Origin of the sequence: Bacillus sp. KS1, from assembly GCF_020075515.1 — a bacterium.
Taxonomy (GTDB): Bacteria; Bacillota; Bacilli; order Bacillales; family Bacillaceae; genus Bacillus; species Bacillus velezensis.
Genome location: NZ_JACAWW010000004.1, coordinates 180661 through 206916 on the forward strand (window position 1 = coordinate 180661; position 26256 = coordinate 206916).

Genomic DNA, 26256 nt, shown 5'->3' on the forward strand with positions numbered 1-26256 from the left:
TAAATCCTCCCTTATCTTTTGTCTATTATATTTGTAATCACATCACCGATAATCTGAATGATAAAGACGATGATGAGTATAAATACTGTCGCTACAAACGTTACATCCGTATTATTGGACTGGTAGCCTTCTACGTATGCAAGGTTTCCGAGTCCGCCTGAACCGATGGCGCCGGCAATGGCGGTAGATCCGATCAGGGCGATGGCCGTAACGGTGATGCCTGAAATTAACGCAGGCATTGATTCAGGAATCAGCACTTTGAAGATAATCGTCGATGTCTTTGCTCCCATTGATCTGGCAGCTTCGATGACTCCTTTATCGACTTCCCGCAGCGCAATTTCCGCAAGACGGGCGTAAAACGGCGCGGAGCCGATAATCAGCGCCGGCAATGCGGCGTTCGGCCCTAAAATCGATCTGACTAAAAACTTAGTAAAACCGAGAAGCAGAATAATTAAAATAAGAAACGGAATAGACCTGAAAATATTAACGACCGCCGCAATCACGGTGTTAATGATTTTATTTTCCCATAAGCTTCCCTTGCCCGTTAAAAAGAGCAGAAGACCGAGAATCGCTCCTATGATAAATGAAAAAACTAAAGCAATGACCGTCATATAAAGGGTCTCGTATGTGGCCGTCCACAGCTCGGTTATATCAACGTTCGGGAACCATTTTTCAAACATTTGTGATCACCTCTGCTTCTACCTGTTTGTCTTTGATGAACCGGATCACGTTTTCTACTTCTTTTTCCTGACCGTCAATATGAATGAATAAAGAACCGTAGGCTCCGTCCTTCGTCTGTGAAATTTTCCCCTGCAGAATATTGACGTCCACATCAAAGTTTCGGATCATTTCCGTAATGAGGGGCTGCTCAGCGGCCTGCCCGACAAATGAAAGCTGAATCGTTTTTCCTGTCGCTGTTTCCTGCAGAAAATGCTGGATGGTTTCTTTCGTCTCCTCCGGTTCTGTCACCTGCTGAACGAAACGCTTCGTCATCGGTTCGCGCGGGTTTCTGAAAACTTGGAGTACTTCGCCTTCTTCAACGACTTTCCCGTTTTCCATGACGGCGACTCTGTTGCAGATTTTTCGGATGACGTGCATTTCATGGGTAATGAGCACGATCGTCAGACCGAGTCTGTCATTTATATCGGATAAAAGATCCAAAATTGAATCGGTCGTCTGCGGATCGAGCGCTGATGTCGCTTCATCACACAGAAGGACTTTCGGATTATTGGCGAGCGCCCGGGCGATGCCGACACGCTGCTTTTGACCGCCGCTCAGCTGCGACGGATAAGATTTTTCTTTCCCCTCTAATCCGACCAGTTTAATCAATTCATCAGCGCGGCGGACCCGTTCGCTTTTTTTCACGCCGGCGATTTCCAGCGGGAACATAATGTTCTCCCGGACGGTGCGCGACCACAGAAGGTTAAAATGCTGGAAGATCATGCTGATTTCCTGGCGCGCTTTTCTCAGTCCGCGGCTGCTTACTTTATTTAATTCCGTCCCCGCGACTTCCACGGTTCCCGACGTCGGCTTTTCAAGGCCGTTCAGGAGACGGATTAAGGAACTTTTACCAGCTCCGCTATATCCTATAATTCCAAATATTTCGCCCTTTTTGATATCAAGAGTGACATCTTGGACAGCATTGACATCCCCATGCTTCGCTTTGTAAATTTTTGAAACATTTTGAAGATGGATCAAAGCAATCACCCGCCTTACACTATTCTAAGAAATCTTCCGGGTTTCTCCGCAAAAGAAAAGCCTTTCTGCAAAAATGAGCAGAAAGGCTTATTGAAAAAGGCCTTTCTCTCATCTTTCAAAGCAGACCGCTTCGAGTGAATTGGCACCATTTCAACATTGTTGATGGTTGCCGGGCTTCATAGGGCACTTCCCTCCACCTCTCTTGATAAGAGAAAACATATCGTATTTTCGTCCGGAAATTCTTACTGTAGAATAGCACGGCGAATGATAAAAAGTCAATAAAATAAATATTGGAAGCTATTGTCACATAGTAGATTGGCAGTTACGGCCGTTTACTGATCGCCTGAAAAAATCCGTTTGTCAGCCAGAGGATGGCCTCCAGCTTCAGCAGCGCTCTGAATGATCCTTTCACTTTGAGTTTTCCGCTTTGGATAAGCTTTTGCAAAGAGACATCACCATGCAGGAGATGGATGATTTCCGTCTGGTTTCCGTAAAAGGTCAAATTAGATTTTTCCTTTGAAACCGACGTTTTTCTCATTTCTCCCTGTCCGTTAATTGAGACCGTTAAGGCTTCTGTTTCTCCTTGGAATGTAATCAGCAGCGTTGAGGCGTTTAATAGCGGTTTCAAAAACAGATGCTGTCCGTCATTCTCTGAAACTTCTATTTTCTCCACTCGTATAACCTCCTGTTTTAATGGCCATACATACACTTTCTCTTTTTAACGGACAGAACCCTTTATAAACCGCACGACATTTTCCTGTAAATATTGTCACATCGGGAACGTTTGCGATGTTTTTTGTTTAATCAGCTCATATAAATAGGAAACGGAGCGGAAGGCGTATCCTTTCTCAACAAGCTCTCCGCCTTTAAACAGCAAAAAGCACGGAACGCTTTCAATCTGATAGGCTTTGGCGAATGCGGGGGAATAATTCACGTTGTTTTTATAGAAGGCGGCGCCGGGCAGCATTTCTTCGACGACAGTAAGCATTTTGGACGCCAGCTGGCATGTGCCGCAAAACGGGGTGTACAAATACAGGAGATAAACGTCATCCTGAATCGATTCGAGTTCATTTTCTTGGAGTTCTTTCATGATTACCACCTCAGGTCGTTCTTTTTCAAAAATACAGTGTCAGCATCAAAGCCGGCTCTGATCAGCACAGATGCGAGATGATGGCCCGGGCACGACTCGACTTGCCTGTATGTTCTGTCTATATAAATATGGCGCGCTTCGGGAAGCTCCCGTTTCAGCTGTCTTCTTAATTTTTCTCCGGAGTCATCTGCGTCTGTTAAAATATAGACGTCTCTGTCAAACAGGCGGTCCGCCAAATCTTCCAGTTCGGTTTGGCCGATCGTCCCGTTTGTACAGACGATTTCCGCGGGTTCGATGAGCACTTCGCTGACTTTGATTTTATCAGATTTTCCTTCTACGATAATGACCTTTTCATCTCCATTGTACATAAGCGCGTCACCTGCCGATTGTTTTAGCGTCAGATTGAAAAAGAAGGCAGTGAAATTCACCGCCAACTGTTAACACCAGCCATTCTCATAATCGCAATCGACATATTTCGGATCGCTGCCGTTTATGACATCGGCTGTTTTATAAAATTTTTGATTTTCAAATGAAAAGCCCTGTTTGAGCTCGTACTGGTCCATGCCTGTCATCTCGCCGATGGCTTCATTTTCATGAAACAAGGAAAACCGGCCGTTTTGAAAGCGGCCCGTAACGTTCTCCGTCACATCGACCTTTTGTTTATCAAAAGCCATTTTAGACACCTCCCGTTACAGATAGAATGTCCAAATGGCCCGTTTGCTATCCGATCAGTCTTCCTGTGTCATTTCGTCATATTGCTCGGAAGTCATGAGGTTTTCGATTTCTTCAGCATCAGCCGGTTCCACGACGATCATCCACGCTTTTTCATACGGAGACTCGTTTACGAATTCAGGACTGTCATCAAGGTCTTCGTTCACTTCCGTCACCGTTCCGTTAATCGGTGCGTACAGTTCGGAAACGGTTTTGACGGATTCCACGCTGCCGAATGGCTCGTCCGCTTTAATTTCGGCGCCGACTTCCGGAAGCTCGACAAAGACGATGTCGCCAAGTTCGGCTTGCGCGAAATGTGTAATCCCGATGCGGGCTTTTCCGTCCTCAACTTTGACCCATTCGTGCTCTTTGGAATAACGCATATCTTTCGGTGTGCTCATCTAAATCCCTCCATTTTTTTCTTATAATAAGAAGATACCATAATTCTTTGAACCTGGCATTACATCCAATATTTTTCGAATTGGTCTTCTTTAAAGCCGACAGTGACTTTTTCGCCGTCTGTCGTAATCGGGCGTTTCAGGAGCATACCGTCTGATGCCAGGAGTTCAAGCTGTTCATCCTCTGACATGTGGTACAGTTTTTCCTTTAAGTTCAGCTCGCGGTATTTCATTCCGCTCGTGTTGAAAAACTTTTTGAGCTCAAGACCGCTCTTTTCATAGAGGTCTTTAATTTCTTCTTTCGACGGAGTTTCCTCCGCGATATGTATTTCGTTTATTTCCTTACCGCGGTCTTCCAGCCATTTTTTCGCATTACGGCACGTTCCGCATTTAGGGTACCAGTAAAAATTTAACGACATCTTCTTCACCCCTTGTAAATGATCGTCGTTATTTTAACACAATCACTTGTAAAAACCTATAACGTTGCTTCGTGAAAAAGCGCCCCTGATGAAGGAGCGCTTTCAGCATGTGATCAGACCGTATATTTTTCTTCACGGAAGACGGCGGCTGCCGCTTCACGTTTTTTCTGAATGAGGTTTTTCGGCGTCAGGCGCGTCAGTTTGCGCAGCACGGAAAGCATCATGCGGAGGGAGTCTCCTTCCTCCATGGCGATCAGTGATTCTTTGGCGTGCGCTTCAATGTTCTGAAGGGCTTCCTGGGCAAAGATTTCCGTATATAACAGCTTCTGCGCGGCTTTTTCGGCACCGTCCGCCGCAATTGCTTTTTCCGTTCTGAGGACGGCAGACTCCAAAGCGTACAGCGCGCTGACAATATCGGCAATGTTTACCATGATTTCCTGCTCGCCTTCGATCTCTTTGCCGTATTTCTGCGCCGCGAGACCCGCTGTCAAGAGGGCGATCTTTTTCGCCTGTCTGACAATGTATTTTTCCTGTTCAAGAGGTTCTGAGCCCGGCTCTTCAGGCATCAGCATCATGAGTTCTTCTTGGAGCGCTTTTGCTTTTTCAAAGAGCGGCAGCTGACCTTTTACGGCTTTTTTCAGGAACGTGCTCGTTACGATCAGGCGGTTGATTTCATTTGTGCCTTCAAAAATTCTGTTGATTCTTGAGTCGCGATAGGCACGCTCCACTTCATATTCCTGCATAAATCCGTAACCGCCGTGAATTTGAACGCCTTCGTCGGCAATGTAATCAAGCGTTTCAGAACCGCACATTTTGTTGAGCGAGCATTCAATCGCGTACTCGGCGATTGACTTTGCGACTTCGCGTCCGTCTTTTTGCTCCGCTTCCGTCAGTCTGCTCATATTATCTTCGAATAAGCCCACGGTTCTGTATACAGAGCTCTCCATCGCATAAAGCCGCGCTGACATCGTCGCAAGCTTTTCCTGAGTGAGCGTGAAGCTTGAGATCGGCGTTTTAAATTGCCGGCGCTGGTTCGCATAAGCGGCAGACAGCTCAATCACCCGTTTTGAAGCGCCGATTGTGCCGACGGCAAGCTTGTAGCGCCCGATATTCAGAATATTAAAAGCGATGACATGGCCTTTTCCGATTTCGCCGAGAAGGTTTTCTTTTGGGACTTCCGCCTGATCTAAAATCAGCGTTCTTGTCGATGAACCCTTAATCCCCATTTTTTTCTCTTCCGGGCCCGTTGACACGCCCGGATAGTTCTTTTCTACGATAAATGCGGAAAATTTATCTCCGTCCACTTTAGCGTAGACGACAAAGACATCTGCAAAGGCGGAGTTTGTAATCCATTGCTTTTCTCCGTTAAGAATATAGTGTGTGCCCGCTTCATTCAAAACAGCCGTGGTTTTCGCGCCGAGGGCATCTGAACCTGAACCGGGCTCAGTTAAGGCGTATGCCGCGATTCTTTGTCCTGAAGCCAAGTCCGGCAAATAGTTTTTTTTCTGTTCTTCCGTTCCGAAGAACACGATCGGCAATGAGCCGATACCGACGTGAGCGCCGTAAGACAGCGAAAAGCTGCCGGCACGTGAAAACTTTTCCGTAATGAAGGCTGAACTGATTTTATCCAGGCCGATTCCGCCGTACTCTTCAGGCACGTCTGCTCCGAGGAGGCCGAGATCTCCGGCTTTTTTCAGCAGTCTGACCGAATGCTCGAACTGATGGTTTTCAATTTCATCGATATAAGGAAGCACATCGTTTACGACATAGTCTTCTGTCGTTTTGCCGATCATTTTATGTTCGTCTGTAAAGTCCTCCGGAGTGAATATTTGATCATATCCCGTCTCTTCAATCAGAAAGCTGCCGCCTTTTTTGACGTTCACCGTTTCCTGTTTCATGCTTCGTTTCCCCCTTGTTTTAAATGAGCTCAAATACGCCGGCAGCACCCATGCCGCCTCCGATGCACATCGTCACCACGCCGAATTGCTCGTTTCTCCGTTTCATTTCATGAATGAGTGACAGGGTCAGCTTCGTTCCCGTGCATCCGAGCGGATGTCCGAGGGCGATGGCGCCTCCGTTGACGTTCACCTTTTCTTCATCTATCCCAAGCGATCTGATGACTTGAATGGCCTGTGAAGCAAAGGCCTCATTCAATTCAAAAAGTCCGATATCCTGTAATTCGAGTCCGGCAAGCTTGAGCGCCCGCGGAATAGCTTCAATCGGACCGATCCCCATTACCTCAGGCGGAACGCCGCCTACGGCAAAGGAACGGAATTTGACAAGCGGCGCCAATCCGAGCGACGAAGCTTTTTCGCGATCCATCAGCATGACAGCCGCCGCGCCGTCACTTGTTTGTGAAGAGTTCCCGGCCGTCACGGTTCCCGTTTTAGAAAAAGCCGGACGGAGCTTCGCCAAGACGTCAGCCGATGTGCCGGGACGAACGCCTTCATCTTGAGAAAAGGTAAATTGTTTTTTCCGCGGCTTATGGTCATCACCGACTTCTGTCAGCGATACTTCAACCGGCACGATTTCGTCATTGAATTTGCCTTCTTTAAGGGCTTTTGCGGCATTCTGATGGCTGCGGACGGCAAATGCATCCTGGTCTTCTCTGGATACGCCGTACGTTTCGGCGACCTGCTCCGCTGTGTGCCCCATGCTCATGTAATACTCAGGCGCATGCTCCGCCAAAGCAATATTCGGGCGGGTCACATGCCCCATCATCGGAACTTGCGACATGGATTCCGCACCGCCCGCAATGACGGTGTCACCCGCGCCGATCATGATTTTTTCAGCACCGTAAGCGATGGATTGGAGTCCGGAAGAGCAGTAGCGGTTCACCGTAATGGCCGGCACCGTATGAGGAAGCCCCGCCAGCGCACCGATATTCCGCGCCATATTTAATCCTTGTTCGGCTTCAGGTGTTGCACAGCCGATAATTAAGTCATCGATATTTCCTTCATAGCCGCCTGCCCGTTTCAGCGTTTCTTTTACACAAAGCGCGCCTAAATCATCAGGACGAACGGCTGCAAGCGATCCTTTTTTCGCTTTACCGACCGGGGTTCTCGCACCGGCCACAATGACTGCTTCTCTCATAAACACCCTCCTAGTTCCGTAAAGGTTTGCCTTTGACGAGCATATGCTGCATTCTCGCTTGTGATTTCGCCTCGCCAGCGAGGCTTAAAAAGGCTTCTCTTTCAATCTCGAGTAAATATTCTTCTGAAACCTCCGTGCCAAACGGGACTCTTCCGCCGGCAATGACATGGGCCAGCTTCTTCGCAATCTTCATATCGTGATCGGATAAATAACCCGACCGTCTCATTTGGTCTGCTCCGAGCAGTAATGCCGCACAGCCGGTTTCTCCGGTGACTTTCACTTTTTTGCGGGCAGGCGGGCGGTATCCGCTGTCATATAAGGAAGCAGCCAGCTGTTTCGCATCGTGCAGCAGGTGATCCTGATTCATGCTGATACGGTCAGCCGCGGACAAAATCTTCATATCACGGGCTTCGTGTGCCGAACCGGACACTTTGGCAAGCGCGATTGTTTCAAAGGTTTTGATGGCCGCGTCCATCAGTTCACTTCCGCCGTCCAAATAATTCATGTACAGCTCTTTGTTTCCTCCGCCGCCCGGAATAAGGCCGACGCCGGTTTCAACGAGACCCATATACGATTCGCTCGCCGCCTGAACGCGTGCCGCCGGGAGACAGACTTCCGTGCCGCCGCCGAGTGTCATCCCGAATGGCGCCGCGACAACGGGTTTAGCGCTGTATTTGATGTTCAGCATCGTCTGCTGAAAACGGCGGATGACAAAATCGACTTCCATGAAGTTATCATCCTGAGCTTCCATCAAAATCATCGCAAGGTTTGCTCCCGCGCAGAAATGTCTGCCTTGGTTTCCGATGACAAGTCCTTTATAATTCCGCTCCGTTTCCTCAAGCGCATTGTCAATCATCTGAATAATGTCTAAGCCGATCGCGTTGCTTTTCGTATGAAATTCCAGCAGCGCGACATCATCGCCGAGATCAATCAGACTTGCGCCGCTGTTTTTACTGATCACGCCTTTTGTTTCTTTTAACGTTTGCAGGCTGATCCGTTTCGGATTTTCTTTCACAGCCCTGTATTGGCCGTCTGAATAGTAAAATGGTGTTCCGTTTTCCTTCATATAAAATGTTTCATGGCCCTGATCAAGCATTTCTTTCACCCAGCCGGGGAGTGCTGCGCCTTCTTCTTCGAGCCGCTCCGCTGATTTTCTGACGCCGATGGCATCCCACATCTCAAACGGTCCGAGCTCCCATCCGAAGCCCCATTTCATGGCGTCATCAATTGCTTTGATATCATCAGCGATCTCACCTAAAAGCCGGGCTGAGTATAAAAGTGTTTGCGATGTGATATTCCAAAGCAGGCGTCCTGCGCGGTCATCGGAATATACAAGCGCTTTCATTTTGCCTTTGGCACCCTTTGCCTGTTTGGCGGCTTCTAACGCGGGCGTCTTCATTTTCGAACGCTCACCGTATGTCATGGTCAGCGGATCGAGTTCATATATTGTTTTACCTTCTTTTTTGTAAAAACCTTGGCCTGATTTGCTGCCCAGCCAATTGTTTTTCAGCATGTCATTCATAAATTCAGGAAGCTTAAACATGTCTTTTTCAGCGCCGTCGGCTTTATCATACACATTTTTTGCCACATGGGCGAACGTATCAAGCCCCACAACGTCAAGGGTTCTGAAGGTCGCGCTTTTCGGTCTGCCGATCAAAGGCCCGGTCACCGTGTCCACCTCGCCGATGCGGCAGCCGGAAGAAAGCATTTCTCTTACCGTGACCAGCAGGCCGTACGTACCGATGCGGTTGGCGATAAAATTAGGCGTGTCTTTTGCGATGACGACACCTTTCCCAAGCGTGTTTTCTGCAAATGAAGTCATAAACTCCAGCACGTCAGGATCTGTTTCCTGAATCGGAATGATTTCCAGAAGCTTTAAGTAGCGGGCCGGATTAAAGAAATGGGTTCCTAAGAAATGAGCTTTAAAATCGGCAGATCGGCCTTCCGCCATTTTTGTGACGGAGATACCGGACGTATTGCTCGACACGATGCTTCCCGGTTTCCGGTATTCATCAACGAGTGAGAAAATCTGTTTTTTTACGTCAAGATTTTCGACGACGACTTCAATAATCCAATCAGCATCCTTCAATTGAGCTGCGTCATCTTCCAAATTCCCCGCCGTTATATAGTCGAGATTGGCAGCCGAAGTCAGCGGCGCCGGTTTTTGCTTCAGCAGCTTTTGCATGGCCGATCGGCTCAGCCTGCTGCGGACCTCCGGGCTTTCTAATGTCAGCCCTTTTTTCATCTCATCCTTTGTCAGCTCGTTTGGCACAATATCAAGCAGCAGGACGGGAATTCCGATGTTAGCCAAGTGCGCGGCAATTCCGGACCCCATAACGCCTGATCCGAGAACGGCTGCTTTCTTTATAAACTTGTGCATGAGTCATCCCCCTTGAACTTTGAATGAATAGTCATTCATTTTTTCGGCAAAAAAAATGAAACCCTTTTCTTCTTTCATCTTAAAAGATTTTCAGGATGACTTCAATAGCAAATATGGAATTTTTTTAAATTTTTCGGCTTCCGCATGTTCCATGGCGCGGGCGGGAAACTTAAACCCGGAGGTGAAGGGAATGGTGCGAGGGAGAAAAGATCCGTCTTCTGCCGCAGTGAGCGCGGCCAGCATGAAAGGAAATGCGGGACCGAAGCAAAAATACGGCGGCGGCAAACGGACGAGCCAAAATCAGCAATATAAAAAAGAAAACATGGAATAACATGCTGCGGCTGCTTTTTGGAGCAGCCGTTATTTTTTGAAGATCCCTTTCAGCACAAACGCCGCATTTGCCGGGCGCTCGGCAATTCTTCTCATCAGGTACCCGTACCAATCGGTTCCGTACGGGACATACACCCTCATCCTGTATCCTTCTTCGGCAAGCTCCTTCTGGCGCTCCGTTCTGATGCCGTACAGCATTTGGAATTCAAACTGCTCCCGGTGAATCTGATGCTCGCTGATGAGTGTTTTCGTATAAGAAATGATGTCATCATCATGTGTCGCCACCGCCGTTTCATGGCCGCTCAAAAGCTGCAGTTTAATCAGCTGCTGAAAATGAAGATCGGTTGCTTTTTTATCAGGGAACGCAACGGCCGCCGATTCTTTATAAGCGCCTTTTACAAGCCTGAGCCGCGGCTTGTATGGCATCAGACCGCTGATGTCTTCAGCTGCGCGGTACAAATAAGCCTGAATGACGGTGCCGAGCATCGGAAAATCCGGTTTGCACCGCTTATACAGCTCAAGTGTACGGCCGCATCTTGAATAGTCCTCCATATCAATCGTTACAGGCACGCCGCGTTCTTTTGCCTCCGTCAATATGTCTCTGACATGCTGTTCCGCGAGTTTCTCGGAAATATCCAGACCGATGGATGTTAATTTCAGCGACAGCTCACAATCCAGTTGATTCTCGGCAATCGCCCTGATTGCTTTTTTACATTCTTCCGCCGTCCTTTTCGCATCCTTCTCTGACCCCGCATATTCACCTAGATAATCAATCGAAGCCGACAGCCCCTTTTGGTTCAGCCGCTTTACCGTTTTCACAGCTTCCGTGAGTGTTTCCCCTGCAACGAACCTTCCCGCACCGAAGCGGATTCCGTAAGCCTGGGCGAATTTTGTAAGCATTTTATTTTTCGACAAAAATAAACATATGCTCCGCAGCAAAGATGAACTCCCTCCTTTTTCTTTTATTCGTGTATGAATTTCCGGTCCCAGAGAAAGCTAAAAAGAACAGAATTGAAGGAGGCGTTTATATGAACAACCAAGAGCAGAACGGAAACTTGCCGCCTGCCGTCATCTCAACGAAAGACCATTTGTATCTTGAGGACATGCTGAACTGGAATCTGCTTGCCATGAAAAAGGCGCATTTTATGGCGGAACACTGCCAGAATCAGACGTTAAAACAAGAGCTTGATCAAATCGGCCGGATGCATCAGAAACATTATCAGCACATATTGGGCCGCTTGAACCCCGATCAAGGCGGACAGACAACAACAGGCTATATGCAATAGGAGGACAATACATGGAACAGCAAAATCAAAAAATCACGAATCCGCAGACGCCCGTGCCCAATACGGCGCAAATGAATGACAGAGACTTGGTGAATGAGCTGCTGACGACGGAAAAATACATCACGGCTTCATATTGCACAGCCCTGCACGAGTTCAGCCACGAGTCTCTTTATCAAGATATTCAGGCGATTTTCGATGAGTCACAAAAAGCGCAAAGAAGATTATACGATGTGATGTTTCAAAATGGCTGGTATTCCATTGAAGCAGCCGATACCCAAAAGCTTCAGCAATCGTATCAGAAGTTCCGGCAGACCATTCAGCAGCAGTCTCCCTACCAGCAGTAAAACGAAGAAGGATTTGATGTTTTCGACAAGCATCAATCCTTTTTTTATTTTTGCACAAAAAGATTGACTTATCATTAATCCTTATTTATATTTAACTAATGTTAATTATTTTCTCAAGGAACAAGATGAGGAGGAGTTATGAAAAACGCGGATCAATATGTGTCTGATATCCAGAAATCTCTTCAGACGCTGCTGCAAAACATACAGCCTGAAATGGTGGAAAGCATGGCAAAACACGAGGTGACGCCTGCCCAATTATTTGTTTTAGCCAGCCTGAAAAAATACGGGAGCTGCAAAGTTTCCGAAATTGCGGAACGCATGGAGGTAAAACCGAGCGCAGTGACGCTGATGGCCGACCGCCTCGAACAAAAAGGACTTATCGTCCGCAAACATAACCAGCAGGACAGACGCGTCATCGACATCAGCCTCACCAAAAAAGGCGAAACAAAATTCGAAGATGTTGTGGAAGGACGGAAAGCGATACTGGCGCGAAACCTGTCCGTTCTGACTGACGATGAACTGATTCAGTCCGTGAACATCATCCGCAAAGTAGCTGAAGCAGCCGAGAAATACGCGGCTGATCAAAAAGAAAACGAATAGAAAAGAGGAGCTGCCGAAACATGAGCATTGAAAAGAAAGATCCAAAACGCACATTATTAATAACCGGCTTAATCATCGCCATGTTTTTCTCAGCCCTTGACGGCACCATCGTAGGAACGGCGATTCCTAAAATCGTGGGTGACCTCGGGGGATTAAGCATGATGACGTGGCTGACCACGGCATATCTTTTAACTTCGACGACGATCGTTCCGATTGCGGGGAAACTTGCAGATTTATTGGGGCGCCGCGTCGTCTATGTGTCAGGTTTATTGATTTTTATGGGAGCTTCCGCACTGTGCGGAATGGCCAGCAACATGACGGAACTGATTATTTTCCGCGGACTTCAGGGAATCGGCGGCGGTGTCATGATGCCGATGGCTATGATCGTCATCGGGGATTTGTTCACAGGGAAACAGCGTGCCAAGTTCCAAGGGCTTTTCGGGGCGATTTACGGGCTTGCTTCCGTGATCGGCCCGCAAATCGGAGGATGGATTGTTGACTCATTAAATTGGAAATGGGTTTTCTATATCAACCTGCCTGTCGGAATTTTAGCCGTCATCTTTATCGCAAGAGGACTTCAAGGCAGAAAACAGACCGGGCCGATTAACTTTGACATCGCCGGCATTTTCACAATGATCGTCGGAATCGTCAGCCTCCTCCTCGCGCTCAGCTTCGGAGGAAAGGATTACGCATGGGGCTCTTGGCAGATTCTCGGTCTCTTTGCGCTTGCACTTGCCGGGATTGTCGGATTCATTTTTGCTGAAATCAAAGCAAAAGAACCGATTCTGCCGATGTACCTGTTTAAAAACAGAACGTTTACCGTATTGAATCTGATCGGCTTTTTCATGAGTATCGGCATGTTCGGCGCCGTCACGTTTGTTCCTTTCTTTATGCAGGGAATTATCGGAGTCAGCGCCACCGCGTCCGGCACGATTATGACGCCGATGATGGTATCTATGATTATCACAAGTATTATCGGAGGCCAGCTGGTTTATAAGATCGGTATTAAACCGCAAATCATGATCGGCATGCTGATCATGGCCGTCGGCTTCTTCTTATTAACGACTTTGCAGCTGGATACAAGCAAGCTCGCGGCTACATGCTATATGGCCGTGATCGGTCTGGGAATGGGGCTCGTCATGCCGCTTCTCACGCTCGCTCTGCAAGAAACGTTTTCAAAAGAAGAGCTGGGTGTTGTGACCTCTTCAAGCCAATTTTTCCGGATGATCGGGGGAACGTTCGGCATTACGGTGCTCGGCGCTATCATGAATGCCAGATCAGGAAGCCTTTTAACCGACAGACTGGTGCCTTACTTAGACTCACTGCCGAAACAGGCAAGTGCCTTTGCCGCCCAGTTTAAAGGTATGATTGACAAGAATCCTGAAGGGCTGCTTCAATCCTTGTTCAGCCAGGAATCGATTAAGCAGATTCCGGCCGCATTTTCTTCCCATATCGTGCCGGTTTTGAAAACGTCACTGATGGATTCGCTTCACAGCGTGTTTTTCACAGGCCTGGCCTTTATCGCTGCCGGATTGATCCTCACGCTGTTTGTTAAATCAATTAAACTGACAAACAAAAAGACAGGCAAACAAGAAGAAAAGGCGAAAGCCGTTTAACAAAGAAAAATCCCGCGGATGCCGCGGGATTTTTTTATATCATCTGGGAATGACCAGTCTTCCGCCTCATTGGAAATGGGGGAAATTCAATAAAATAATGATGAAACCCTTTAATAAACTTTAAACATTTCATAGTTATCTTTATAGTACGACATAATAAAGTCACGAAAATTTCTTACCGAAGAAGACAACAGCTTATGTCTCATCCAAGATAAGCCGACTGGATATGAAGCAGAGTGATCAGTCACTTTTATAAAATTCAGCCCCAATGTTCTGCAAACTGAAATGGGAAGCAACGCCACACCTTGATCCAGCTTTAAAATCTCGACTAGTAAATGAGAATCTGCCTCAAATGCAATATTTGGGGTGAAACCAGCTTTCTCACAAAGCGAGGCTGTAAAACCGCTATACTCTTCATTATTAGCAAGGGTAATAAATGGTTCATCGGCGACAAGGCGTAAAGAAATTTCTGTTTTACCCGTAAATCGGTGGTTTGAGGGCAAAGCCAGAACAATATCTTCATTTACCAGCACACAACTCTCTATCTCTTCATCTTGAATCGGATGACCTGTTATTCCTAAATCAATGTCCCCTTTTTTTAAACTTGTTATGATCTCGCTTTTAACTCCGATAGCTTGAAGAATTTTTGATTGAGGGGAGCGGTTGATATATTCACTCATCAGTCCTGCAAGGAATCTTGGATTGGAAATAGATATTCTGATGGTGTCAGAAATTTGATGTTCCTCCAATTGAATTTCTGTTTGTGCATTTTCAATCTCAGTAAAAATCCTGTTTACATGTTTTAAAAGAATTTTCCCTGCTGAACTCAGCTTAATATTTCTGCCTTTTCTCTCAAACAAGGTTGTTCCCAGTTCATTCTCAAGTCTTTTTATAGTGAGACTTAAAGAAGGCTGGGCAATCTTTAATTGTTCTGCCGCTTTAGAAATATGTTCAGTATAGGCAACTGTCTGAAAGTATTTTAGCTGCAGCAATTCCACCTGTCTGCACCCCCATCATTTATTTCAATAAATATATATATACCTTATTATGTATTAGATTAAATGTAAATGCGAATGTAAGATAATAGCATAGTTAAATTGAAAAAACATAAAAAAGAAAAAGAAAGGGGTCTCATACTATGAAAATTGATGTGAATAACATTGTTAAAAATTTAAACACACCTTTAACATCACCTGCTTACCCCGTGCCAACCTATAAATTTGTTAACCGGGAATATCTTAATATTATTTACCGAACGGATGAAAAAGCTTTACGTGCGGCAGTGCCAGAACCTCTTGAAATTACTGAACCTTTAGTGAAATTCGAAGTGATGTGGATGCCCGATGTTTCCGGACTTGGCGCCTATACAGAGGCAGGACAAGTCATCCCTGTCAGCTTTAATGGTGAAGAAGGAGATTATGTACATTCTATGTATGTTGACAATTTCCCGGCTATTGCAAGCGGACGGGAACTTACTGCATATCCAAAGAAATTGGGTGCCCCTAAGCTGTATATAGACTCTGATACTCTTGTTGGCACATTGGATTATGGCAGTCTTCGTGTGGCAACTGCGACTATGGGATATAAACATTTCGAAATGGACAAGGAAAAAGCGAAAAGAGAAATTTGCCGACCTAATTTTATGGTTAAGATTGCTACTGATTACAATGGTGATTTAAGGGTTTGTGATTTGGTGCGAACGCAAATAACGAATATAGAAGTTAAAGGTGCCTGGGCTGGACCGGCACGGCTTCAATTATTTGAACATGCTCTGGCACCGCTTGCAGATTTGCCTGTATTAGAAGTCGTTTCAGCATCTCATATCCTTACAGATTTAACCTTAAATGCAGCACAGCCGGTTTATAACTACTTAGAGGAAAAATAAGGAGCGTTTACAATGAGAATTGCAGTTTTAGGAGCAGGTTCTTTAGGAACCATAGTTGGAGCATATCTGTCTGCTGGCGGAATGGATGTCGAATTGATTGATTCGTACAAAGAACATGTAGATACTCTAAATCAAATAGGTGCTAAAGTAGTTGGTACAACGGAATTTCAAGCAAAGGTGAAAGCCATTACCCCTGAAAACAAGTCAGGCAAGTATGATTTAATATTACTTCTGACGAAACAATTATATAATGACTCCATTCTTAAAGAGTTGCTGCCTTTTTTAAAGGATGACAGTGTAGTATGTTCCTTGCAAAACGGTATACCTGAACAGAAAGTTGCTTCGATCGTTGGTGATGAACGTGTTATTGCAGGTTCTGTTGAATTTGGTGCTACGTTTATTGAGCCGGGCGTATCCAGACTTACAACTGAGTATACTCAATTTAAAGAGTACGCTTTTCAAATTGGAGAATTACATGGTGAAACAACAGAAAGAATCCAGCGTATTAAATCGGTTTTAGACCTTATCGGCGGAACACATATTTCCGATAATTTAGTTGGAACGAAGTGGTCAAAATTACTTATCAATAATGCATTCAGTGGTTTATCGGCAGCATTAAACGGAGAATACGGAGACATTCTTGACCATGAAATCGGCATTGTTAGTGCAGTCCATATCGCAGATGAGACGATTAAGGTTGGACACGCCAATGGTGTCAAATTTGCGAAAATGGGCGGCCTTGATTTAGAATCTTTGGAATTAAGAAGTGAAAATGATATTCCTGAACGTATCCAAACATTTAGGTCAGCCATGGAACCATCCAGGCTGCTAAGAGCAAGTATGCTCCAGGATCTTGAGAAAAAACGTAAAACTGAAATTGATTATATTAATGGAGTTATTCCCAAAATGGCAGAAGGTACTGGCAGTTCAACACCTTTTCATGATTTGGTTGTGGCACAAGTCAAATGTGCCGAGGAATCCCAAACAGTGCCCAATTTTGATACAAATATAAAAGCATTTGAAGAGTTATTACGTAGCCGAAAGGAAATGTGATATATAGGAAAGAGAGAAAGGGATTGCTGCGGCGGTCCTTTTTTCTTGGTTCAGCAAGCGGAAGACATATACGTAAACAAACGGGTGCATTAGTTACATTAAAGTTCTTCGCCTATGAATTGAATGGCGCCTTTATTGATTCATTTTCAGCAAAAAAAGCTTCCGGCACCTCTCTTTGATGCCGAAAGCTTTTTATTGTTTTTTTCTGTGTGCTTCATTGAGCTGTTTAATATGCTGTATCGCAGCTTTGATGCCCTCTTTGGCGTCCGGGTAGGATTGATTCCAATGTTTGACGAGCGGAGGCATGCTTTTTGCGATATGTGTATACAAAATCCACTGCCTGACTTCTTCCTTTACATCCGGGTTTGTTTCGCCAAGCAATAGTTCCGTGTATTTCTCAAGCAGGCCGTCCAGCTGCTGCTGCAGTTTCTCTTCCATACCGTTCCCTTCCCTTTTTCATGACTATGACAATCGGGCGGTGAGGGCCGCTTCCTGCACGATACATCTGCCGCGTCCGTGCGGAATGCAAAGCGGCGTGCCGAACAGCGGATCTTGCGTTACCTGGCAGTTCATCGCAAAGACCTGCTGTACAAGCTCGCAAGTGATGACTTCTTCGGGACGGCCCTCTGCGTAAATCTGTTTATCCTTAATGGCGACCAGATAATGGGCATAACGGCATGCCAGATTGAGGTCGTGCAGCACCATGACGATTGTGCGTTTTTCTTTTTCATTTAATTCAAACAGCAAATCAAGAATTTCAATTTGATGCGTCATGTCGAGATAAGTTGTCGGCTCATCAAGCAGAATGATATCCGTATCCTGAGCGAGTGTCATCGCAATCCATGCGCGCTGGCGCTGTCCGCCTGACAAGGAATCCACAGGACGGTCGGCCATTTCCTCAAGCTTCGTCGCTTTAAGCGCTTTTGCCACTGCGTCTTCGTCCTCTTTGGACCATTGCTTCAGCCAGCTTTGATAAGGGTATCTTCCCTGCTTCACAAGCTGATGCACCGTCAGGCCTTCGGGAGCTGACGGACTCTGCGGCAAAATAGCGAGCTCTCTTGCCACTTCCTTCGTCGGAAGCTTAGCGATGGCTTTTCCTTCTAAAAGCACAGAACCGCCCCTCGGTTTCATCAGCCGGGCCAATGAACGTAAAAGCGTCGATTTTCCGCAGCCGTTGCTTCCGATCAATACAGTGATTTCGCCTTTTGGAATCGCGACATCCAATTCGTCAATGATAACAGTTTCTCCGTACCCTAAGCTCAGCGTCTCTGTAGAAATTGCACTCATACCGCTAACCGCTCCTTTTTTGAGTTTCCCAACACTATGTATATAAACAAATTGCCTAAACATTCAACGTGAGATCATGATTATATTGTAACAGAAATTAATGACTCTGAATATCATTATCAATTAGTTTTGGGCAAAAAAGCAGCGGACGGCGGTTATTTTTTTATTTCCGTCATTTCTCCATCGTTCTTTTTCAGTATCAGATAAAAATGGTCATAGCGGCTGTCCAAATTAAAAGCCGAGAGCACCTGCCGGACGACCTCGCTTTCCTGCATCCGGCTGTTTACGGCAAGTTCTCCAAGGATCATCTTCATTTCATCAAGCGCTTCCTCGCCCTCTCTGTGAACCCCTGAGAGCTTGTCCCGGATGTCCGCCTTTTCATGACCGCCTTTTCTCTCATACAAACCTTCATAGCGGTTATGCTCCCCGGCTCCGTAGCTGACGCGAAGGGAAAAGCTGCTGTAAGGAACCGGCTTCGCGGATGACACGGGTGTGCTGTCTTGTTCCGCTTCCCGTTTTTCTTCATTCAATCGGCAGCCGGCAATCAGCATCAGCGTAAGACATAAAACGCCCGCCGTCCTGAACCATTTCATGCGATTCACTCCCATTCCATTCCGATCGTTTTTAGGTATTTCCAAGGGAGGCGGCTGTCATTCATTAAACAAAAAAGAACCGGAGCGGTAACACTCCGGCCGGTTCATCTCAAGATTATCATTCAGTCAGCTCTAAAAATTCCTGCACATCCTGTACGGCAAGGCGGACCGCGTCTTCCCAAAACGACCGTTCCGTCAGATCCGCTCCAAGGTGCTTCATCGCCAAATCCTCAACAGTCATCGAAGCCGTGTCACACAAAAGCGCGATATATTTTTCTTCAAAATCCGCTTTTTCCCGAAGAGCTCTTGCATATATTCCAAGCGAAAATAAATAACCGAACGTATACGGAAAGTTGTAAAACGGCACTCCCGTAAGATGAAAATGCAGTTTTGACGCCCAGAAATGAGGGTGGTATTCCCCTAATGAATCGCAAAACGCTTCTTTCTGCGCCGCTTCCATCAGTTCATTCAGTTTCTCAGCCGGAACGACGCCCTGCTTCCGCTCTTCATAAAAACGCGTTTCAAATAAAAATCTCGCATGAATATTCATAAACATGGCTACGCTTCTTTGAATTTTATCTTCAAGCAAGAACAGCTTTTCATCCTTTGTCCCCGCTTGTTTCAAAGCGGCGTCGGCGACGATCATTTCCGCAAAGGTCGAGGCTGTTTCAGCGACATTCATAGCGTAGGCTCTGTTCAGCTGCCGCACTTGAAGCATAGCCTCCTGATGGAACGCGTGACCGAGCTCATGCGCCAGCGTCGATACATTCGAAGCGCTTCCGGAAAACGTCATAAAAATCCGGGATTCTCCGCTGTCGGGAAAGCTGGTGCAGAAACCGCCGACCCGTTTGCCGCTGCGGTCTTCCGCTTCTATCCACCGATCGCGGAACGCTTTTTCCGTAAATGCGGACAGCTTTTTGCCAAACGTCGAAAATTGGCTGACGATCAGATTGGCCGCTTCATCATATGTGTATTCTTTCGGAGCCTCGCCGATCGGCGCGCCCACATCATACCAGTTCAGCCGCTCAAGCCCTAAAAGAGACGCCTTTCGATTCAGGTATTCAGCAAAAGGCTTTTTATGATCGGTAATGACCTGCCACATCACATCCAGCGTTTCTTTTTTCATCCGATTGATCGCAAGCGGCTCTTCCAAAGCGCTTTTCCAGCCCCGCGCTTTATAGATTTCCGTGCGGAAGCCGGCCAGATGATTCAGCGTGCTGCCGAAAAGCTCCTCTTCTCCTTTCCACGCTTCATTAAGCTCTTTGAACACTTGATGTCTGATGCGGCGATCCGGGTGCGCCATCATATTTTCCGCTTGGCCGACCGACAGCTCTTTATCCTCAAACGGAATCTTCATTCTGCCGACAGCCGCATTATACAGGTCGCCCCATGCGTGATAGCCGTCAACGGCCAGGCCTTCAATCAGCCTTTCTTCTGAAGCGCTGAGCTTCTCTTTGACCCGGTCTCTTCTTTCATTTAAAACATATGTGAGATCCTGAAGTTCCGGTTTTTGCAGCAGCTCCTCCCAGACCCGCTCGTCAATCCGGGCAAGTGTATCGTCAAGGGTGACCAGAGCGGATTTAAAATCACTGCTCAGCTGATTGATCCGCGCCCTCCATTCATTCGCTTTCTGATCATGAGTGTTCTGAGCCTGAAGACAGCCGACGAACGCTCCCGCCTGCCTGATCATGATCGCTGACCGTTCAAACCTATCAATCAGATTGATCAGCTCCCGGCTTTCATCCGCATGCGTCGGAACTGTAAACGCTTCAGCCGCATGTTGAAAAGCGCTTAGATGCTTTTTGAGCTCTTGTATGTATTGCTGAAACTCTTCCGACCGGCTCCCGCCCTCAAAAATGGAGTTTAAATCCCATGTTTCCTTCAATCCCTCTAATGCCATCTTTTCTTTACCCCTTTCTATCCGAAGCTGACTCCATTATAAAACAATTCTGACATATTTCCGAACGATTTCTCCTTCTTTCCGCGAGATGATATACACTATGAGATAAGCACAAACGGGGAGGATTATAAGATGAACAGAAAAATTGCCATTGTAACCGGCGCGACGAGCGGATTCGGACTGCTGACAGCGCTGAAGCTCGCCCGGTCTTATCACGTCATCGCAACAGCCAGACAGCCGGAGAAAGCTGAAATACTGAAAGAGGCCGCCGCTCAAGCGGGTGCATCCGAACATGTTACGGTCGTTTCTTTAGATGTGACAAATGAGCAGTCGGTGTCTGACTTCGGGAACACCATCAGCGGTTTCGGACCGATTGACCTGCTCGTCAATAACGCCGGCACTGCGTACGGTGGGTTTATTGAAGATGTGCTGATGGAACATTACAGACAACAGTATGAAACGAATGTATTCGGCCTGGTTCACGTCACAAAAACCGTGCTGCCTTATATGCGAAAACATAGCGGGGCGAAAATCTTCAATATCAGCAGTATCAGCGGACTGACCGGTTTCCCGGCTCTATCTCCGTATGTCTCTTCCAAATTCGCGGTTGAGGGGTTTACAGAGAGCCTGCGCCTCGAACTGCTGCCTTTAGGAATTGATGCCGCTTTAATAGAACCGGGCTCCTATAAAACGTCTATTTGGGAGACGTCTCTCTCCAATCATCTTACGGCACCCGGCAAAGATTCGCCCTATTACCGCTATTATCAGCAAATCGAAGCTTACTTCAAAGCCAACGCATCCAAAAGCGGCGATCCTGATGACGTAGCGGAGCTGATTTATCAATTGGCACAAAGGAAACGGCTGAAGAAACTGCGGTATCCGATCGGCAGGGGCGTTAAGCTCACATTGGCTTTCCGCTCACTCTTTCCGTGGTCCGCCTGGGAATCGATTATAAAGAAAAAGCTGTTCACTTGAACCTAAATTATAATTATTATAATTTAGTATTGATTTTTATTTGATACGTGGTATAATTAAATTAACAGATCACAGGGAGGACGATGAATATGAATACACAAAACGCGAAAAAAACTGAAACTCTTGTTGAGAAATCAATGAACACACAATTATCAAACTGGTTTATCCTTTACTCTAAACTGCACCGCTTTCATTGGTATGTAAAAGGCCCTCACTTCTTTACGCTTCATGAAAAATTTGAAGAACTGTATAACGAAGCGGCGGAAACGGCGGATGCCATCGCAGAGCGACTTCTGGCCATCGGCGGACAGCCTGCGGCGACTTTACACACTTACCTTGAACAAGCTTCCATTACGGATGAAGGCCAGGAAAAAACGGCTTCTGAAATGGTGGAATCACTGGTTCAAGACTATAAACAAATCAGCCGCGAATCAAAATTTGTCATCGGCATCGCCGAGGAACAAAATGACCCGTCAACTGCCGACCTGTTTGTCGGATTAGTTGAAGAAGCGGACAAGCATGTGTGGATGCTGTCAGCCTACTTGGGAGAATGACGAAAAAAGCTGAACCTCAGTTGAAGGTTCAGCTTTTTTTATGCGTTCAGCTTGCGCTTTCGGTTTGTTTCGTTAATGTGACGTTCAGCGTCTTTTTGCTTCCGTTTCTGAGCACTTGAACAGTCGTTTTATCGCCGATTTTCAGCTGGTTATATAAGATCTGTCTGATATCGGCGCTGCTGCCGACATCTTTGCCGTTCAATTGTACAATGACGTCATTGGATTTAATGCCCGCTTTCGCAGCCGGTGAGCCGGATTGCACTTCTTTTACGTAAACACCCTTAGACAGCTGGTCGCCGAACAGTCCGAGCGTGTTTTCCTGATAGGTTTCCGGCACTTGGGACATGTCAATCATCTGCACACCTAAAAACGGGCGCTCGACTTTTCCTTTTGCAAGGAGCTGGTCGACTATCGGTTCTACATCATTGCTCGGAATGGCAAAGCCGAGTGACTCCACGCCGTTTTCACTGACTTTCATGCTGTTGATCCCGATGACCTGGCCGCTTGAGTTGATTAACGGGCCGCCGCTGTTTCCGGGGTTAATCGCCGCATCCGTCTGAATCACGTTCATTTCCACTGTGCCTTGGGATGTATCGGCGTCTACCGTTCTGTTCAGCCCGCTGATGACACCTTGTGTGACAGTCCCGGAAAACTGCTGGCCGAGCGGGTTGCCGATGGCAATCACTTTATCGGCAATGCGGAGCTTGGAGGAATCCCCGAAGCTGGCTGCTTTTTTGACATTGGACGAGCTGATTTCCAATACAGCCAAGTCGCTGATGGCATCCTTTCCGACAAGCTTTGCCGTTTCGGTTTTCCCATTGTAAAGAGTGACCGACAGTTTGTTCGCCCCTTCTACGACATGGTTGTTTGTAATGATGTACGCTTTTTCGCCGTCTTTTTTGAAGATGACGCCTGACCCCGTGCCGCTTTCCGTTTCAGAGCTTGAACCGCCGTCAAGTCCGAACTGGCTGCTTTGCGAAGCTTGGTAGTTGGACACTCCGACAATCGCGGGCTCCAAATCTTCCACCATATCCGCTACGCTTGAGGTATTTTTCAAAGGCGTTGACGTAAAATTCGAAGACTGAACTTGTTTCGTATCAGAAACGGCTTCTGTCTTATGCTGCTCACCCGGCAGGTTCGGCACAATGCCAAGCACGAGGCCTCCGCCGATAATGCCGCCTAAAACCGGGCTCAGCCAAGCGGCTCTCCGTTTTTTTTCTTTTTTCACGGCAGCCGTTTTTTCAAATTCCGTACCCGACGCCGTCTCGTTTTCCGCTTTCGAGACGGGGCCTTCGAGCAGCTCGGGCTCCTGATGGCTGATCTGCTGCTGTTCATTTCTGTTTTGCTCCGTATGTGAAAGATCTGACTGATCACGGCTTCTGCCGTCATCTCGATGATCGTTCATATTCACGCACACTCCTTCAGCATGTTTTCATTCTATCGATTACATATTCATCGCATGTACAAGTTCTATTGTCCCAATAATAAGGAGAAAAGCAAAGCTCCAAAACAAAATGTGTTTGAACATGTTATCTTCCCCGCTTTTTTTCTTCCTTTCTTCCCTTATACACATCATAAACAAACATCGTGGGATAAAAATGAAAAGAATATGTGAAATTATGAAAATGCGGCTTGAGTGTGTTAAAACTAGTATAATGACGTTGAAAGGATGTGAAATGCCTTGTCATACACCATTTATCTAGTTGAAGATGAGGATAACCTGAATGAACTGCTCACAAAATATTTAGAGAATGAAGGCTGGAACATTACATCTTTCACAAAAGGCGAAGATGCCAGAAAGCAGATGCAGCCGTCTCCCCACTTGTGGATTCTTGACATCATGCTTCCGGATACGGACGGCTATACATTGATAAAAGAAATAAAAGAAAAAGATCCCGATGTGCCCGTCATTTTCATTTCCGCGCGGGATGCCGATATTGACAGAGTCCTCGGGTTAGAGCTTGGAAGCAATGATTATATCGCCAAGCCTTTTTTGCCGAGAGAACTTATTATACGGGTCCAGAAGCTGCTCGAGCTCGTGTATAAAGAACAGCCCGCCGCAAAGAAAACCGGTATCACCGTTTCTTCCTACAATGTGATCGAAGATGCCCGAGAGGTTTATGATGAAACCGGCAGCCTGGTCAATTTGACGTCTAAGGAATTTGATCTGCTGCTTTTATTTCTTCACCATAAAGGACACCCCTTTTCCAGAGAAGATATTCTGCTGAAAATATGGGGCCATGATTATTTCGGCACTGACCGGGTGGTCGATGATCTTGTGCGGAGGCTGAGAAAAAAAATGCCCGGATTAAAGGTTGAGACCATTTACGGATTCGGCTACAGGATGATGACGTCATGAAAAATAAGCCGCTTGCTTTTCAAATATGGGTGGTCATCTCAGGCATCCTCTTAGCCATTTCGATTCTGCTTCTCGTGCTGTTCTCAAATACGCTGCGTAATTTTTTCACGGATGAAACGTATACGACCATTGAAAATGAACAGCATGTACTGACGGAGTACCGGCTGCCCGGATCGATCGAGCGTGGATATTACAGCGAGGATGCGACCGCTCCGACGACTTTCCGATCCGTTCAGCACGTTCTTCTGCCTGAACGGGAGGAATCGGCCAGTGACAAAGACTTGAACTACTTTTCTTCTTCCTTTATCCATAAGGTGTACAAGCTCGCGGGCCGCCAGCACAGCGTCACGAAACGATACAGCGCGGACATCAGCGGGGAAAAAGTGTTTTTCGTCATTAAAAAAGGCCTCACCATTAACGGCCAGGATGCGATGATGCTGTCTTACGCCCTTGATTCTTATCGTGATGATCTGGCATTCACCCTGTTCAAGCAGCTGCTCTTTATCATTGCCGGCGTGATTTTGTTAAGCTGGATTCCGGCGATTTGGCTTGCCAAATATCTCTCGCGCCCGCTCGTTTCCTTAGAGAAGCATGTCAAACGGATTTCAAAACAGGATTGGGATGATCCGGTCATCGTCGACAGAAAAGACGAAATCGGAAAATTAGGCCATACCATTGAAGACATGCGGAGCAAGCTGGTGCAAAAAGACGAAACGGAAAGAACGCTCCTGCAAAATATCTCTCATGATTTAAAAACGCCTGTCATGGTGATAAGGGGCTATACTCAATCAATAAAGGACGGGATTTTTCCTAAGGGGGATCTGGAAACCACAATTGATGTCATTGAAGGCGAAGCAGAAAAACTTGAGAAGAAAATTAAGGATTTATTATATTTAACGAAGCTTGATTATTTAATGAAGCAGCGGGTGCACCATGAGACATTTGACATTGTGAAGGTCACGGAAGAAGTCATTGAACGGCTCAAATGGGCCCGGAAGGAATTATCGTGGACCGTTGAAACAGAAGATGCATTAATGATGCCCGGTGATCCGGAACAATGGAGCAAACTTCTTGAAAACATTCTCGAAAATCAAATCCGCTATGCAGAGACGGCGATTCACATTCGGATCAGCCAAAATCAGCAGCAGATTGTCATGACGGTTGAAAATGACGGGCCTCCGATTGAGGATGAGATGCTATCCAGCTTGTACGAGCCTTTTAATAAAGGGAAGAAAGGCGAGTTCGGCATAGGACTCAGCATCGTAAAACGGATTTTAACCCTGCATAAAGCATCAATTTCAATTGAAAATGGCCAATCAGGTGTAATCTACCGAATTATCATACCAAAGTAGACTGTAGTGTTTCATTGCAGTCTTTTTTTTATGTGAAGGAGTAGCCGTTAAAATCTCTATAGTTTGTTTTCAGCGGTTTTTGGCATTGATGAACCCATTTCTTTTCACAAATTGTCTTTTTCGGATATTTCACCTTTTCGACTTTAATTCCTCTGTTTCGCAAGCGGCTGATCATTTCATCTAATTCTTTCATTTTCAGATTCACCCTTTCGCCAGAACTTTGACCATTCGGTCAGCTCACTTTATAATATAAATAAAACAAAACAAAAAAACAAGTTACAATCAGGTTAAATTTACGGAATATCAATATGACCATATAGTCATACACGAGAA

The 26256-nt window shown here is 46.4% G+C and carries 29 protein-coding genes, 1 pseudogene and 1 riboswitch; of the genes and pseudogenes, 11 read left to right on the plus strand and 19 right to left on the minus strand.

Annotated elements, in window-relative coordinates:
* Positions 1 to 11: 11 nt before the first annotated feature.
* From HWY38_RS01270 to HWY38_RS01320, 11 genes are all read right to left on the minus strand, one after another.
* On the minus strand, positions 12 to 680 hold the full coding sequence (locus tag HWY38_RS01270; RefSeq protein WP_072589543.1) for a methionine ABC transporter permease: 669 nt from the start codon (positions 678 to 680) through the stop codon (positions 12 to 14).
* Positions 673 to 1698: a methionine ABC transporter ATP-binding protein MetN gene (gene metN / locus HWY38_RS01275; RefSeq protein ID WP_003151850.1), complete on the minus strand. Its 1026-nt coding sequence runs from the start codon at positions 1696 to 1698 to the stop codon at positions 673 to 675. The genes HWY38_RS01270 and metN overlap by 8 nt, the downstream gene beginning before the upstream one ends.
* Before the next feature lie 105 nt (positions 1699 to 1803).
* Positions 1804 to 1910, minus strand: a riboswitch (SAM riboswitch).
* Between the two features lie 110 nt (positions 1911 to 2020).
* Positions 2021 to 2371 (minus strand): SCP2 sterol-binding domain-containing protein, encoded by a 351-nt coding sequence (locus tag HWY38_RS01280; RefSeq protein ID WP_007410085.1) that lies wholly within the window; start codon positions 2369 to 2371, stop codon positions 2021 to 2023.
* Positions 2372 to 2467: 96 nt separating this feature from the next.
* On the minus strand, positions 2468 to 2788 hold the full coding sequence (locus HWY38_RS01285) for a thioredoxin family protein (protein WP_003151847.1): 321 nt from the start codon (positions 2786 to 2788) through the stop codon (positions 2468 to 2470).
* A 2-nt stretch (positions 2789 to 2790) separates the two neighbouring features.
* Positions 2791 to 3156: a toprim domain-containing protein gene (locus tag HWY38_RS01290; protein ID WP_038459761.1), complete on the minus strand. Its 366-nt coding sequence runs from the start codon at positions 3154 to 3156 to the stop codon at positions 2791 to 2793.
* A 69-nt stretch (positions 3157 to 3225) separates the two neighbouring features.
* Complete coding sequence (locus tag HWY38_RS01295) at positions 3226 to 3462, minus strand: YusG family protein (protein ID WP_003151845.1); 237 nt, start codon at positions 3460 to 3462, stop codon at positions 3226 to 3228.
* 54 nt (positions 3463 to 3516) lie between these two features.
* Positions 3517 to 3900 (minus strand): glycine cleavage system protein GcvH, encoded by a 384-nt coding sequence (gene gcvH, locus HWY38_RS01300; RefSeq protein WP_003151844.1) that lies wholly within the window; start codon positions 3898 to 3900, stop codon positions 3517 to 3519.
* A 59-nt stretch (positions 3901 to 3959) separates the two neighbouring features.
* The gene (locus HWY38_RS01305) at positions 3960 to 4316 is read right to left on the minus strand and encodes an arsenate reductase family protein (protein WP_003151843.1); all 357 of its coding nucleotides are present in this window, start codon (positions 4314 to 4316) and stop codon (positions 3960 to 3962) included.
* 113 nt (positions 4317 to 4429) lie between these two features.
* Positions 4430 to 6214, minus strand: a complete 1785-nt coding sequence (locus HWY38_RS01310; protein ID WP_072589545.1) for an acyl-CoA dehydrogenase family protein — start codon at positions 6212 to 6214, stop codon at positions 4430 to 4432.
* A 19-nt stretch (positions 6215 to 6233) separates the two neighbouring features.
* Entirely contained in the window at positions 6234 to 7409 is a 1176-nt protein-coding gene (locus tag HWY38_RS01315; RefSeq protein ID WP_003151841.1) for an acetyl-CoA C-acetyltransferase, read from the minus strand.
* Between the two features lie 10 nt (positions 7410 to 7419).
* Positions 7420 to 9789, minus strand: a complete 2370-nt coding sequence (locus tag HWY38_RS01320; RefSeq protein WP_032876630.1) for a 3-hydroxyacyl-CoA dehydrogenase/enoyl-CoA hydratase family protein — start codon at positions 9787 to 9789, stop codon at positions 7420 to 7422.
* A 190-nt stretch (positions 9790 to 9979) separates the two neighbouring features.
* Between HWY38_RS01320 and HWY38_RS01325 the strand changes: the two genes are divergently transcribed.
* On the plus strand, positions 9980 to 10120 hold the full coding sequence (locus HWY38_RS01325; RefSeq protein ID WP_074534247.1) for a YuzL family protein: 141 nt from the start codon (positions 9980 to 9982) through the stop codon (positions 10118 to 10120).
* A gap of 29 nt (positions 10121 to 10149) precedes the next feature.
* On the opposite strand, the gene HWY38_RS01330 is transcribed toward HWY38_RS01325, so the two are convergent.
* Positions 10150 to 11058 (minus strand): proline dehydrogenase family protein, encoded by a 909-nt coding sequence (locus HWY38_RS01330; protein ID WP_224181108.1) that lies wholly within the window; start codon positions 11056 to 11058, stop codon positions 10150 to 10152.
* 89 nt (positions 11059 to 11147) lie between these two features.
* Between HWY38_RS01330 and HWY38_RS01335 the strand changes: the two genes are divergently transcribed.
* The 4 genes from HWY38_RS01335 to HWY38_RS01350 all read left to right on the plus strand — a co-directional run bounded on the left by HWY38_RS01335 (position 11148) and on the right by HWY38_RS01350 (position 13965).
* The gene (locus HWY38_RS01335; RefSeq protein ID WP_012118389.1) at positions 11148 to 11405 is read left to right on the plus strand and encodes a hypothetical protein; all 258 of its coding nucleotides are present in this window, start codon (positions 11148 to 11150) and stop codon (positions 11403 to 11405) included.
* A gap of 11 nt (positions 11406 to 11416) precedes the next feature.
* Positions 11417 to 11749 (plus strand): spore coat protein, encoded by a 333-nt coding sequence (locus HWY38_RS01340; protein ID WP_003151830.1) that lies wholly within the window; start codon positions 11417 to 11419, stop codon positions 11747 to 11749.
* A gap of 138 nt (positions 11750 to 11887) precedes the next feature.
* Positions 11888 to 12349 (plus strand): MarR family winged helix-turn-helix transcriptional regulator, encoded by a 462-nt coding sequence (locus HWY38_RS01345; RefSeq protein ID WP_007613619.1) that lies wholly within the window; start codon positions 11888 to 11890, stop codon positions 12347 to 12349.
* A 20-nt stretch (positions 12350 to 12369) separates the two neighbouring features.
* Positions 12370 to 13965, plus strand: coding sequence for an MDR family MFS transporter (locus tag HWY38_RS01350; RefSeq protein WP_224181109.1), 1596 nt, complete (start codon positions 12370 to 12372; stop codon positions 13963 to 13965).
* A gap of 110 nt (positions 13966 to 14075) precedes the next feature.
* Here HWY38_RS01350 and HWY38_RS01355 read toward each other — a convergent pair whose 3' ends face one another.
* Complete coding sequence (locus HWY38_RS01355) at positions 14076 to 14963, minus strand: LysR family transcriptional regulator (protein WP_007613631.1); 888 nt, start codon at positions 14961 to 14963, stop codon at positions 14076 to 14078.
* Positions 14964 to 15103: 140 nt separating this feature from the next.
* On the opposite strand from HWY38_RS01355, the gene HWY38_RS01360 reads away from it, so the two are divergent.
* Both HWY38_RS01360 and HWY38_RS01365 read left to right on the plus strand, forming a co-directional pair.
* A complete protein-coding gene (locus HWY38_RS01360) occupies positions 15104 to 15850 on the plus strand; it encodes an acetoacetate decarboxylase (RefSeq protein ID WP_150941401.1) in 747 nt (248 codons plus the stop codon).
* Positions 15851 to 15862: 12 nt separating this feature from the next.
* Positions 15863 to 16903, plus strand: a complete 1041-nt coding sequence (locus tag HWY38_RS01365; RefSeq protein WP_224181110.1) for a ketopantoate reductase family protein — start codon at positions 15863 to 15865, stop codon at positions 16901 to 16903.
* Between the two features lie 192 nt (positions 16904 to 17095).
* Here HWY38_RS01365 and HWY38_RS01370 read toward each other — a convergent pair.
* From HWY38_RS01370 to HWY38_RS01385, 4 genes and pseudogenes are all read right to left on the minus strand, one after another.
* Positions 17096 to 17408 (minus strand): annotated as a pseudogene (locus HWY38_RS01370) (YusU family protein).
* Positions 17366 to 18190, minus strand: a complete 825-nt coding sequence (locus HWY38_RS01375; protein ID WP_012118397.1) for an ABC transporter ATP-binding protein — start codon at positions 18188 to 18190, stop codon at positions 17366 to 17368. Before HWY38_RS01375 ends, HWY38_RS01370 begins: the two are co-directional and overlap by 43 nt.
* Positions 18191 to 18345: 155 nt before the next feature.
* A complete protein-coding gene (locus tag HWY38_RS01380; protein ID WP_224181111.1) occupies positions 18346 to 18783 on the minus strand; it encodes a YusW family protein in 438 nt (145 codons plus the stop codon).
* A 118-nt stretch (positions 18784 to 18901) separates the two neighbouring features.
* Positions 18902 to 20683 carry a M3 family oligoendopeptidase gene (locus HWY38_RS01385; protein ID WP_224181112.1) on the minus strand — a complete coding sequence of 594 codons (1782 nt, stop codon included), beginning with the start codon at positions 20681 to 20683 and terminating at the stop codon, positions 18902 to 18904.
* Positions 20684 to 20815: 132 nt separating this feature from the next.
* Here HWY38_RS01385 and HWY38_RS01390 point away from each other — a divergent pair, with 132 nt between their 5' ends.
* Complete coding sequence (locus HWY38_RS01390) at positions 20816 to 21658, plus strand: oxidoreductase (RefSeq protein WP_224181113.1); 843 nt, start codon at positions 20816 to 20818, stop codon at positions 21656 to 21658.
* 89 nt (positions 21659 to 21747) lie between these two features.
* A complete protein-coding gene (locus HWY38_RS01395) occupies positions 21748 to 22212 on the plus strand; it encodes a Dps family protein (RefSeq protein WP_007410071.1) in 465 nt (154 codons plus the stop codon).
* Positions 22213 to 22258: 46 nt separating this feature from the next.
* Here the strand turns inward: HWY38_RS01395 and HWY38_RS01400 are convergent, their stop codons facing one another.
* Complete coding sequence (locus HWY38_RS01400; protein ID WP_224181114.1) at positions 22259 to 23617, minus strand: S1C family serine protease; 1359 nt, start codon at positions 23615 to 23617, stop codon at positions 22259 to 22261.
* A gap of 276 nt (positions 23618 to 23893) precedes the next feature.
* Here HWY38_RS01400 and HWY38_RS01405 point away from each other — a divergent pair, with 276 nt between their 5' ends.
* Together HWY38_RS01405 and HWY38_RS01410 are read left to right on the plus strand one after the other, a co-directional pair.
* On the plus strand, positions 23894 to 24571 hold the full coding sequence (locus tag HWY38_RS01405) for a response regulator transcription factor (protein ID WP_007410069.1): 678 nt from the start codon (positions 23894 to 23896) through the stop codon (positions 24569 to 24571).
* Complete coding sequence (locus tag HWY38_RS01410) at positions 24568 to 25923, plus strand: sensor histidine kinase (RefSeq protein ID WP_007613652.1); 1356 nt, start codon at positions 24568 to 24570, stop codon at positions 25921 to 25923. Before HWY38_RS01405 ends, HWY38_RS01410 begins: the two co-directional genes overlap by 4 nt.
* A gap of 28 nt (positions 25924 to 25951) precedes the next feature.
* Here HWY38_RS01410 and spxO read toward each other — a convergent pair whose 3' ends face one another.
* A complete protein-coding gene (gene spxO, locus HWY38_RS01415) occupies positions 25952 to 26116 on the minus strand; it encodes an anti-adapter protein SpxO (RefSeq protein ID WP_007410067.1) in 165 nt (54 codons plus the stop codon).
* Positions 26117 to 26256: the final 140 nt, after the last annotated feature.

What these genes read in the sequence shown, in the direction of transcription:
- HWY38_RS01270 (WP_072589543.1), bottom strand. Translation starts at nt 680, where the DNA reads ATGTTTGAAAAATGGTTCCCGAACGTTGATATAACCGAGCTGTGGACG.
- HWY38_RS01285 (WP_003151847.1), bottom strand. Translation starts at nt 2,788, where the DNA reads ATGAAAGAACTCCAAGAAAATGAACTCGAATCGATTCAGGATGACGTT.
- HWY38_RS01290 (WP_038459761.1), bottom strand. Translation starts at nt 3,156, where the DNA reads ATGTACAATGGAGATGAAAAGGTCATTATCGTAGAAGGAAAATCTGAT.
- HWY38_RS01295 (WP_003151845.1), bottom strand. Translation starts at nt 3,462, where the DNA reads ATGGCTTTTGATAAACAAAAGGTCGATGTGACGGAGAACGTTACGGGC.
- gcvH (WP_003151844.1), bottom strand. Translation starts at nt 3,900, where the DNA reads ATGAGCACACCGAAAGATATGCGTTATTCCAAAGAGCACGAATGGGTC.
- HWY38_RS01305 (WP_003151843.1), bottom strand. Translation starts at nt 4,316, where the DNA reads ATGTCGTTAAATTTTTACTGGTACCCTAAATGCGGAACGTGCCGTAAT.
- HWY38_RS01310 (WP_072589545.1), bottom strand. Translation starts at nt 6,214, where the DNA reads ATGAAACAGGAAACGGTGAACGTCAAAAAAGGCGGCAGCTTTCTGATT.
- HWY38_RS01315 (WP_003151841.1), bottom strand. Translation starts at nt 7,409, where the DNA reads ATGAGAGAAGCAGTCATTGTGGCCGGTGCGAGAACCCCGGTCGGTAAA.
- HWY38_RS01320 (WP_032876630.1), bottom strand. Translation starts at nt 9,789, where the DNA reads ATGCACAAGTTTATAAAGAAAGCAGCCGTTCTCGGATCAGGCGTTATG.
- HWY38_RS01325 (WP_074534247.1), top strand. Translation starts at nt 9,980, where the DNA reads ATGGTGCGAGGGAGAAAAGATCCGTCTTCTGCCGCAGTGAGCGCGGCC.
- HWY38_RS01335 (WP_012118389.1), top strand. Translation starts at nt 11,148, where the DNA reads ATGAACAACCAAGAGCAGAACGGAAACTTGCCGCCTGCCGTCATCTCA.
- HWY38_RS01340 (WP_003151830.1), top strand. Translation starts at nt 11,417, where the DNA reads ATGGAACAGCAAAATCAAAAAATCACGAATCCGCAGACGCCCGTGCCC.
- HWY38_RS01345 (WP_007613619.1), top strand. Translation starts at nt 11,888, where the DNA reads ATGAAAAACGCGGATCAATATGTGTCTGATATCCAGAAATCTCTTCAG.
- HWY38_RS01350 (WP_224181109.1), top strand. Translation starts at nt 12,370, where the DNA reads ATGAGCATTGAAAAGAAAGATCCAAAACGCACATTATTAATAACCGGC.
- HWY38_RS01360 (WP_150941401.1), top strand. Translation starts at nt 15,104, where the DNA reads ATGAAAATTGATGTGAATAACATTGTTAAAAATTTAAACACACCTTTA.
- HWY38_RS01365 (WP_224181110.1), top strand. Translation starts at nt 15,863, where the DNA reads ATGAGAATTGCAGTTTTAGGAGCAGGTTCTTTAGGAACCATAGTTGGA.
- HWY38_RS01375 (WP_012118397.1), bottom strand. Translation starts at nt 18,190, where the DNA reads ATGAGTGCAATTTCTACAGAGACGCTGAGCTTAGGGTACGGAGAAACT.
- HWY38_RS01380 (WP_224181111.1), bottom strand. Translation starts at nt 18,783, where the DNA reads ATGAAATGGTTCAGGACGGCGGGCGTTTTATGTCTTACGCTGATGCTG.
- HWY38_RS01385 (WP_224181112.1), bottom strand. Translation starts at nt 20,683, where the DNA reads ATGGCATTAGAGGGATTGAAGGAAACATGGGATTTAAACTCCATTTTT.
- HWY38_RS01390 (WP_224181113.1), top strand. Translation starts at nt 20,816, where the DNA reads ATGAACAGAAAAATTGCCATTGTAACCGGCGCGACGAGCGGATTCGGA.
- HWY38_RS01395 (WP_007410071.1), top strand. Translation starts at nt 21,748, where the DNA reads ATGAATACACAAAACGCGAAAAAAACTGAAACTCTTGTTGAGAAATCA.
- HWY38_RS01400 (WP_224181114.1), bottom strand. Translation starts at nt 23,617, where the DNA reads ATGAACGATCATCGAGATGACGGCAGAAGCCGTGATCAGTCAGATCTT.
- HWY38_RS01410 (WP_007613652.1), top strand. Translation starts at nt 24,568, where the DNA reads ATGAAAAATAAGCCGCTTGCTTTTCAAATATGGGTGGTCATCTCAGGC.
- spxO (WP_007410067.1), bottom strand. Translation starts at nt 26,116, where the DNA reads ATGAAAGAATTAGATGAAATGATCAGCCGCTTGCGAAACAGAGGAATT.